This is a genomic window from Streptococcus thoraltensis DSM 12221 (assembly GCF_000380145.1).
In the GTDB taxonomy this organism is placed as follows: Bacteria; Bacillota; Bacilli; order Lactobacillales; family Streptococcaceae; genus Streptococcus; species Streptococcus thoraltensis.
Genome location: NZ_KB904597.1, coordinates 20,518 through 29,636 on the forward strand (window position 1 = coordinate 20,518; position 9,119 = coordinate 29,636).

Annotated in this window: 6 protein-coding genes, 9 tRNA genes and 1 pseudogene; 1 reads left to right on the top strand and 15 read right to left on the bottom strand. The window is 39.7% G+C overall.

The features are described from left to right. Positions 1-267: 267 nt before the first annotated feature. From A3IA_RS0105065 to A3IA_RS0105090, 6 genes are all read right to left on the bottom strand, one after another. Positions 268-513, bottom strand: coding sequence for an acyl carrier protein (locus tag A3IA_RS0105065; protein ID WP_018380249.1), 246 nt, complete (start codon positions 511-513; stop codon positions 268-270). Then, the gene (gene plsX / locus A3IA_RS0105070) at positions 506-1,510 is read right to left on the bottom strand and encodes a phosphate acyltransferase PlsX (protein ID WP_018380250.1); all 1,005 of its coding nucleotides are present in this window, start codon (positions 1,508-1,510) and stop codon (positions 506-508) included. Before plsX ends, A3IA_RS0105065 begins: the two co-directional genes overlap by 8 nt. A gap of 285 nt (positions 1,511-1,795) precedes the next feature. Beyond that, positions 1,796-2,551, bottom strand: a complete 756-nt coding sequence (gene recO, locus A3IA_RS0105075; RefSeq protein ID WP_018380251.1) for a DNA repair protein RecO — start codon at positions 2,549-2,551, stop codon at positions 1,796-1,798. Then, positions 2,541-3,716, bottom strand: coding sequence for a pyridoxal phosphate-dependent aminotransferase (locus A3IA_RS0105080; RefSeq protein ID WP_018380252.1), 1,176 nt, complete (start codon positions 3,714-3,716; stop codon positions 2,541-2,543). The genes recO and A3IA_RS0105080 overlap by 11 nt, the downstream gene beginning before the upstream one ends. Positions 3,717-4,056: 340 nt before the next feature. Beyond that, positions 4,057-5,025 (bottom strand): ribose-phosphate diphosphokinase, encoded by a 969-nt coding sequence (locus tag A3IA_RS0105085; protein ID WP_018380253.1) that lies wholly within the window; start codon positions 5,023-5,025, stop codon positions 4,057-4,059. 419 nt (positions 5,026-5,444) lie between these two features. Next, positions 5,445-6,905, bottom strand: coding sequence for a CHAP domain-containing protein (locus A3IA_RS0105090; RefSeq protein ID WP_018380254.1), 1,461 nt, complete (start codon positions 6,903-6,905; stop codon positions 5,445-5,447). Positions 6,906-7,274: 369 nt separating this feature from the next. On the opposite strand from A3IA_RS0105090, the pseudogene A3IA_RS13430 reads away from it, so the two are divergent. Continuing rightward, a pseudogene (locus tag A3IA_RS13430) lies at positions 7,275-8,234 on the top strand (transposase); the annotation flags it as partial. Between the two features lie 55 nt (positions 8,235-8,289). On the opposite strand, the gene A3IA_RS0105100 reads toward A3IA_RS13430, so the two are convergent. From A3IA_RS0105100 to A3IA_RS0105140, 9 genes are all read right to left on the bottom strand, one after another. Further along, positions 8,290-8,377: transfer RNA gene (locus A3IA_RS0105100), tRNA-Ser, on the bottom strand. Positions 8,378-8,380: 3 nt separating this feature from the next. Then, positions 8,381-8,454, bottom strand: a tRNA-Ile gene (locus A3IA_RS0105105). 34 nt (positions 8,455-8,488) lie between these two features. Next, positions 8,489-8,559, bottom strand: a tRNA-Gly gene (locus tag A3IA_RS0105110). A gap of 5 nt (positions 8,560-8,564) precedes the next feature. Next, positions 8,565-8,637, bottom strand: a tRNA-Phe gene (locus A3IA_RS0105115). A gap of 15 nt (positions 8,638-8,652) precedes the next feature. After that, positions 8,653-8,726 (bottom strand) — tRNA-Met (locus A3IA_RS0105120). A gap of 15 nt (positions 8,727-8,741) precedes the next feature. Next, positions 8,742-8,831 (bottom strand) — tRNA-Ser (locus A3IA_RS0105125). 7 nt (positions 8,832-8,838) lie between these two features. Beyond that, positions 8,839-8,912 (bottom strand) — tRNA-Ile (locus A3IA_RS0105130). 16 nt (positions 8,913-8,928) lie between these two features. Beyond that, positions 8,929-9,002 (bottom strand) — tRNA-Met (locus A3IA_RS0105135). Positions 9,003-9,007: 5 nt separating this feature from the next. Beyond that, positions 9,008-9,081: transfer RNA gene (locus A3IA_RS0105140), tRNA-Pro, on the bottom strand. Positions 9,082-9,119: the final 38 nt, after the last annotated feature.

Sequence of the window (9,119 nt, forward strand, 5' to 3'; positions counted from 1 at the left end):
TTTAAACGGTTTCTATAAATCCAACCCTATCATTTCTGTAATGGATAATACCAGCTCAGGGGGGATGGAGCATTTCAGTACAAAAAAATCCCATACGATTTATATGCAAAATACCAAAACTCACATAAAAAAGACTCAATAGTCATCACTTTAAACATACAAAAAGAAAGAACCAAAATCTGATTCTTTCACGTGTTTAACCATCAATCACTCACCACATTAACAAGGATTTAAAAATCCACCAGCTCAAGCCAGTGGATGCTATTTTTATTTATCTACTTTCTTTTCCAGATAAGTCAACAAATCATTCATATTAACCATATGATCAACATCCTCATCTGGAATATCAATGCCAAACTCATCCTCCAGGGCAATCACAAATTCCATCAAATCAATAGAATCAACCCCCAAATCATCTCGTAAACTAGTTTCTGGCGTGACAGGTAAATCATCCTCTTGTCGCTTCTGACGAATAACTTTTACGACGGTTTCATAAATAGTTTCCTTAGTCATGATTTTCCTCCTTAGCAAAAGTTTCAACCAGTTGATTAACAACATCAGTTTCTAACATGGTTCTGATTTGTTTAATAGTATGGTAAATGGCATTCTCATTGCTAGATCCGTGAGCTTTAACCACAGGAGCTTTTAAACCAAACAAGACTGCGCCACCGGCTGATGAATAATCCATAGTATCTTTCAACTGATACAAACTATCTTTCAAGAATAAAGCACCAATCTTAGCCTTAAAACCACCTGATTTAATAGATGATTTAAGGCTACCCATAATATTGATAGCAGTTCCCTCAATTGCTTTAAGCACAGCATTTCCCGTGAAGCCATCTGTGACAACAACATCTGCTACACTATTCATCAAATCACGCGCTTCTACATTACCCACAAAATTAATTGAAGATTCGCGCGCAAGCAAGTCATAAGCTTCTTTATGAAGCGGATCTCCCTTAGTCGCTTCCGTACCATTATTTAAAAGGCCAACACGTGGTTTATCAATCCCACGCACATTCTTAGCATAAAACGAACCAAGGATAGCGTATTGTAGTAAATGATTCGGTGTATTTTCCGCATTAGCTCCTAAATCCAACATATCAAAACCTTTACCAACTGTTGTTGGTAGGGTTGACATAAGACCTGGACGATCGACACCCTTAATACGCCCGACTACAAATAAACCTGCCGCCAAGAGAGCTCCCGTATTTCCCGCTGAAAGAATGGCATCCGCCTGACCTTCCTTAACCGCCTTAGCTGCCAAGACCATTGAAGCATCTTTCTTACGACGAATAGCCTTAGCAGGCTCATCATCAGAATTAATTTTTTCACTCGTATGAACAACTGTAACACGCTCACTAGCGGTCAAATGCTCACGAATTTTTGCCTCATCACCGTAAAGTTGAATCTCAATATCTAAAAAATCTTGGATGGCACGATTAACACCTTCAATAATCGCCTTAGGAGCATGATCACCACCCATAGCATCAACTGCAATACGTTTCATGATTTTACCTCATTACTTCCTTTACTTTTGGAAAATAGCAGAGCTTTTACCCGAATGCCTTTTATTATAACATGTTTTCATTTGTTTTTCAGCCTCTACCACAATGCCCCACACCATCTACATAAAACAGACCTTGCCGAATCAAAGTACAGATGACAATTCCTTTTAGAGAGTCTAGTAAAAACTCTCAAAGATAATACTTATTTTAGGAAAATCTGAACATTGAAATGCAAAAAAACTCTTTTTCATACTAAAAATCGCTCAGGCGTTTGTCGAGACAAGGCTCTATTTCATGATGTCACCCCATTTGCTTAAGTCATCAATAAATTTCTTACTTTTCAAATGTAAACCTACGTAATCCTCATAAACAGCATCGACAAATTGCCTTAATTTCCCCTTCATATCATCCTTGAGTGAAATGCTTCTTAATTCATCAAAAGAGATAGATTGAAAACGATCTAGTAAAAAAGGAACATTGGGATCCAAATAAGAACGTTTATCATCCTTATCATAGTGATTAGGACAGAGAAGGCCCGAATACCGAAAGGAAAAATCGAAAGGCAAACCAACACGATGACAAAACGTACACTCATGAAAATTCAACTGAACACCAAAACGATCTAAAATTTGAATCTCAAAAATCAAGGTTAATACTTCATAATCCAAACCTTCATCCATTAAACTCAAGGTTTTCTCCAAAAAAGCAAATAGAGGGGCATCTACCTGATTATCTGGAATAGCTGCATCAGCTAGCGCCATAATATAGGTTGCGTAGGATAATTTAAACAAATCTTCATTAACAGACTTATAGGTCGTTACTTCTCGGAAATCATCAATATAAGACAAACCACTATCATTTAATTTCAGAAGAAAATCAGCCACTGTTAGTGGCTGAATGACTGCAGTTAACTTAGATTTTCCCGCATGTTTCACGAAAAACATCCGTTTCCCATCTGTTTCAGTAAAAATTTTAACCAACTTATCCGACTCACGAAAATCTCGATTATAGAGGACTATTCCTCTAGCATCTTTACTTATCATTTATTACCATAAATTCTTTCAAACGTTTCATTGCCTCTTGAATGACTTCCATACTTGCTGCGTAAGAAATTCGTAAGTAACCTTCACCATAAGGACCAAAAGCAACCCCTGGAATCAAAGCAACAGCTTTTTCATGAGCCAATTTTTTAAGGAAAACATAGGAGTCTTTACCAGCTTCACCAGGAATTTTTGCCCAAATATAGAAAGCTCCATCAGGACTAACCACATCAAAACCGAGTTCCGTCAAAGCTGCCACAATAACATCGCGACGTTTACGGTATTCATCACGCATTGGTAGAGCATCATCTTTCCCATTTGTCAAAGCCTCTAAAGCCGCATACTGCGTAATGGTTGTTGCCGCTGTTACCAAATACTGGTGACTTTTGATTAATTGGGCACACAATGACTTATTAGCAAAAATAAAACCCAAACGCCATCCAGTCATCGCATGAGATTTCGACAAACCATTAACAACAATTGTCTGTTCTGGAAGATATTCCCCAATTGAAACATGCCCTTCTTCAGTATATGTAATTTCTGAGTAAACCTCATCTGAAATAACATAAATAGGGTATTTCCGGATGACATCGGCTAAAGCCTTAATTTGCTCTCGCGTATAAACAACACCGGTTGGGTTTGCAGGAGAATTAAGAACAACAACCTTCAATTTATCACCCTGAGCAATGATAGCTTCTTCAAGAACCTCAGGCGTCAAAATAAAGTCCGTCTTAGACGTGTCTAGTTCAACAAACTCACCACCATACATCTGTGTGAGAGCTTCATAGATAGGAAAACCAGGCCCAGGGAATAACACAGTATCACCAGGCTCCAAAATAGCTGCAAGACTGGCTGAAATAGCCTCAGTAGCCCCAATCGTTGTTAAAATTTCTGATTCTGGATCATAAGTTAAATTATACTTTTCTTTAACAAAGTTAGCTGCAGCTTGACGAAGTTCTAAAAGACCAGCCATTCCTGTATAGTAACTCTTATTTTCATCAATAGCTCTCTTTGCAGCCTCTTTAACGTGTTGAGGAGTCGGGAAGTCAGGCTCACCCAAAGTCATTCGAAGCATCCCAGGAATACCTGAAATTGATTGGTCAAATTGACGGATCAAAGAAACCTCTAACTTATCTAAATTGTGATTATAACGTTGGGTAACATCCATAGCTAGACTCCTTTAGAATATAATACTAGTATTATACAAAAAATTCTGAAAGATTGCACAGAACTCTTAATCAAAAATATGTAGTCAAATGAATTAATACTCTTCGAAAATCAAAAGCAAACCTCGTTGACTTAACTTGATGAACACCTGCTCTATCGGCTATCTGTGTCGCCTAGTCTGCTTTTGATTTTCAGTGAGCATAACTTTCAGACAAGGGACAGAAAGACGCGGACAGTACTGAAGTAGGGCAAGCCGAAAGTGACGATGGATCAAAGTTAATTCAAAAGACTATATTACAAAAAGGGATCTCATAAAGAGAACCCTTCTAACCACAGTAAACTTATTTCTTAGGTGATAATTCAAATAGTGGAGATAAAGGACGTTTTTCATGAATACGAACAATAGCATCGCCAACCAATTCAGCAATTGAAATTTGGTCAATCTTATCAATCAAACGTTCTTCCGGGAGGTAAATCGTATCTAAAACAACAAGTTTCTCAATAGCTGATTTTTGAATATTATCCAAAGCTGGCCCAGAAAGAACAGGATGAGTACATGAAGCGTACACACAAGTTGCACCTGCTTCTGCTAAAGCATCTGCTGCATGACAAATTGTACCAGCCGTATCAATCATGTCATCAATCAAAATACATGTCTTGCCTTCAACGTTACCAATGATGTTCATCACTTCACTAGTATTCATTTTATCCACACTACGGCGTTTATCAATAATCGCAATAGGTGTATGCAAGAATTGTGCCAATTTACGAGCACGTGTCACACCACCGTGGTCAGGACTGACCACAACAACATCATCGCCGACTAGACCATGACGGTCAAAATAATCCGCAATAAGTGGTGCCCCCATAAGGTGATCTACAGGAATATCAAAGAACCCTTGAATTTGTGCTGCATGAAGATCGACAGTCAAGAGACGATCAACTCCAGCAACCTCTAACATGTCTGCTACTAATTTTGATGTAATAGGCTCACGAGAGCGTGCTTTACGGTCCTGACGTGCATAACCATAGTAAGGCATCACAACATTAATTGTTTCCGCACTCGCACGTTTCAAAGCATCTACCATAATCAAGATTTCCATCAAGTTATCATTGACCGGTGAGCTCGTTGATTGCAAAATAAAAACATGGTGTCCACGGATTGATTCTTCAATATTTACTTGAATCTCACCATCAGAAAACTGACGAACAGTTGACTTTCCAAGACTAATGCCAATATTTTCAGCAACTTTTTCTGCTAATTCTTTGTTTGATGACAATGCAAACAACTTTAAATTAGAATAAGACATGATTTCCTCCATCTATTTAGTCCTCTCTTATTCTACCGTTTTTAAAGCTTTTTTTCAAACAATATCGTAAATATAAAACCACTAACTTAAATAATGACAAATCCACCTCTATCAATTTTTCCTCTATTTACTTCTAAATATGGAGCGAATAAATAAAATCACACAGTAAAAAAGAGCAGAAATTTCTGTAGTAGATAGCCCCAACGCAGAAATTATGGGCTTTTTGTGGGCTTGATAAAAACGGGAGAATTAAGCAGAGAGACAGTCAAAATGATTCTAATAAAAAATTAAAATCCTAATCGCTTTGTAGACATCACAAAAGGGAAAACCAATCTGATTCTCCCTCATGCTTAGCCATAAGTATCCCACTACAGGTGACAATGAAGCTAAAAAAGAGGAACAAAGTCCTCTCATTAATGTTATCTTGGATAGATGTATACGGCAGAACCTTGGTAAGTTGCTGTTGGGTTAAACCATCCACGGTGATTACCGATAGCACGAATACCATTGTAGTTTGACTCCATAACTTGGATACGAGTAGAACTTTCAACAGCCACTACAACAGCCACGTGGCCGTATCCTCCGTCGTTCCATACAGCAATAGAGCCAACGGTAGGTGTTGAACCTACACCAAATCCAGCTGCTGCAGCTGATGATGCCCATTGTCCACCATTACCCCAGTTATTACCAGCCCAAGGAGCAAGTGATTTTGCCCCCCAAGTACATTCACCAACAGGGTAAGTATTACCAGCAGTATTGACTGTAGGCGTTACTGTTGCAGTAGGGCGTGTTGCTGTTGGGGAAACAGTTGCAGTACGTGTTGGAGCAGATGCTGTAGATTGAGAAACGCGAGTTGGTGCCTCTGACGCTGCTTGTGATGCTGGAGTTGCAACAGAAGTAGCTGCAGCTGATGATGCAGACACTTGTGCAGCTTGTGATACTGCCGCCACTGAGGCTTGTTGAGCTTCTGCAGCAGCGGTACTTGCTGATGCGGCTGCCATTGAATCAGCAGCTTGTTTTGCAGCAACAGCTGATTCTGAAGCTGCTGTTTCTACTGCAACTGATTCTGAAGCCGCTGCGCTAGCACTTGCTGATGCAGCAACTTCTGAAGCAACAGCTGAAGCTGAAGCCGCTGCTTCAACTGCAGATGCAGATTCTGAAGCTGAAACCGATGCAACAACTGATTGAGATGTTGAAACTGAAGCAGCAACTGACTCAGCAGTTGATTTTTCAGCAACAAGTGAAGATTTTTCACCTTCTGCAGTCGCTAATTCAACAGCAAGAGTAGCTTGTGCAGCCTCCAATTGTGCTTGTTGAGTTTCTAAAGTTGACTTATTAGCTGCGAGCGTTTCTTGGTTAGCAGCAATAGTGTTGATAGCTGCTTGGTTAGCTTTTTGTTTTTCGGCAAGAATAGCTTTATCAGACTCTTGTTTTTCTAACATTGTATGATTAGCAGAAACCACTTCACGAATAGCTACAACTTTACTAATAGCTTCAGAAATAGATTTTGAGTTAATAACAGTGTTAATATAATTTGTTGCAGTATTTTGTTTTTGTGCACTACGTGCTTGTTTTTTCAAAGATTCATTACGTGCAACGATTTTTTCAGATAAAGTTTGAATTTCAGCTGATAATGTTGCAGATTTCTCTTTTAATGCAGCATTTTGAGTTTCTAACTCAGCTTGCTGAGCTGATAGAGTACCCACCTGAGTTTGGATAGATTCAACCTCTAACTGCGCAGCAGCTTGTTGACTAGTCAGGTTAGAAATAGCATCATTTTTTGCTGCAATTTTCGTATCATAGTCTTCTGCATTTACAGATACAGTTGTTCCAAGCGTAACACCGCTCAATAGAACAGCTGATAAAATTCTTTTCTTCATGATTAAAACTACTCCTTCGTAATTAAGACAATAAACATTTTACCAAAAAAAACAACAATCTATATTACGCCATTGTTACAGTTTCATTGAAATCGCAAGGCTAAGTGTACTATTAAAGATTAAAAATAAAAAATAGTGTATAAAACGGAAGATTATTGAAAAATTCTCTTAAAAATACCACCCATTGCAGTTGACAAAAGTGGATTTATCTTTTTATGGTGGGCAACACGACCGCAGAGGTTAGGGGGGCGATGTGCTGAATTATCAAATTAAGTACACAACTTTTCCATAGAATACTTCATAAGCTGTTTTACAGTCTAGACAGTTTCGAGAACTGTGATTTAATTTATCTTACCATTCCTCAATCGCCAGTTTTTTCAACCAGTTTGGCAAAAAATAACGCACTTTACACCGAAAGACTCACCAATACCGTCATCGCTAAACAACTCCACATCCTCATCTCTCCTGTATAACGACAGTTAGAGCAGTTTAGCTTCTCTGAGACGTTTTCTGAGTTGCAGAAGTCTTATCATGGAATGAATTCGCCAGCGCTAAAGATAAGCTCGCCTCCGTCGCTCAAGACTTTGACTCCAAAAAAGTCATGCTTTGCTGGATAATAACAGACAAACCACTATCAAAAAACAGTTTTACAAGTATCCTAGAAAAGTCTGTGAAGCGGTTTAAATAGTGACTGTGAACATATCTGGAAGTTATATCCCCTTCATCAAGCAACTCTTTCAAAATGCCAATATTGTCCCTGATAGATTCCCTATCGTTCAACGCTTAATCCGTGCTATGATGACGACAAGACTTGCTATCATAAAAACATTTACCAAGGATTCCCTAACTTATCGTGCTTTAAAAAATCATTGGCAACTCTTTCAAAAAGATAGCTGAAAACTAGCCCTCAATGCTTTCTAATCGAAAACCTTTCGACAGACTTTAACCCCTCGCGAGAGTGTAGAGAGGACCTTAGCCTTCTCTGATGAGCTACGATACTATTACGACCCTTATCAACTCTTGCTTTTTAACTTTCAAGAGAAGCACTACCAATACTTTCTTGAGCTAATTGAAGAGCAGTTCGAAACTGTCAATAAGCAATAAGAAGTTTCGTACTGTCTTCAAAACCTTCCTGAAGTATCAGGCTTACATTAACCAACGCTGAAACTACCTTATTCCAACGCCAAACTAGAGGCGACCAACAACCTTATTAAAGTCATTAAGCGAAATGCTTTTGGCTTTAGGAACTTTGAAAACTTCAAAAAACGGATTTATCTTGCTTTGAACACAACAAAAGAGAGAACCAATCTGATTCTCTCTCGGTGTTAGCTATATGTCAACCCACTACAGTTGACAAAGAGCAGAAAATTATAATACTTTTCAACGGAGAATAAGGGATTCGAACCCTTGCGCCAGTTACCCGACCTAACGATTTAGCAAACCGTCCTCTTCAGCCTCTTGAGTAATTCTCCTAATGGGCACGAGTGGACTCGAACCACCGACCTCACGCTTATCAGGCGTGCGCTCTAACCACCTGAGCTACGCGCCCAAGCATATAGCTTGGAATATAATTAACTTTATAAAGCGGGTGACGAGAATCGAACTCGCGACAACAGCTTGGAAGGCTGTAGTTTTACCACTAAACTACACCCGCTAAAATGGCGCGAGACGGAATCGAACCGCCGACACATGGAGCTTCAATCCATTGCTCTACCAACTGAGCTACCGAGCCAATTTATATCTTTTATTGCGGGAGCAGGATTTGAACCTACGACCTTCGGGTTATGAGCCCGACGAGCTACCTAGCTGCTCCATCCCGCGTTAATTTTATGAAAAAGGAGGATGTGGGATTCGAACCCACGCACGCTTTTACACGCCTGACGGTTTTCAAGACCGTTCCCTTCAGCCAGACTTGGGTAATCCTCCATAATGATGGACCTTGTAGGACTCGAACCTACGACCGCTCGGTTATGAGCCGAGTGCTCTAACCAGTTGAGCTAAAGGTCCAAACAACAAACCAAAATAGCGGCGGAGGGGATCGAACCCCCGACCTCCCGGGTATGAACCGGACGCTCTAGCCAGCTGAGCTACACCGCCAAATATCGGGAAGACAGGATTCGAACCTGCGACCCCTTGGTCCCAAACCAAGTGCTCTACCAAGCTGAGCTACTTCCCGAAATATGCACCCTAGAGGAGTCGAACCTCTAACCGCCT

Coding starts and splice junctions, on each gene's coding strand:
- A3IA_RS0105065 (WP_018380249.1), bottom strand. CDS start 513: ATGACTAAGGAAACTATTTATGAAACCGTCGTAAAAGTTATTCGTCAG.
- plsX (WP_018380250.1), bottom strand. CDS start 1,510: ATGAAACGTATTGCAGTTGATGCTATGGGTGGTGATCATGCTCCTAAG.
- recO (WP_018380251.1), bottom strand. CDS start 2,551: ATGATAAGTAAAGATGCTAGAGGAATAGTCCTCTATAATCGAGATTTT.
- A3IA_RS0105080 (WP_018380252.1), bottom strand. CDS start 3,716: ATGGATGTTACCCAACGTTATAATCACAATTTAGATAAGTTAGAGGTT.
- A3IA_RS0105085 (WP_018380253.1), bottom strand. CDS start 5,025: ATGTCTTATTCTAATTTAAAGTTGTTTGCATTGTCATCAAACAAAGAA.
- A3IA_RS0105090 (WP_018380254.1), bottom strand. CDS start 6,905: ATGAAGAAAAGAATTTTATCAGCTGTTCTATTGAGCGGTGTTACGCTT.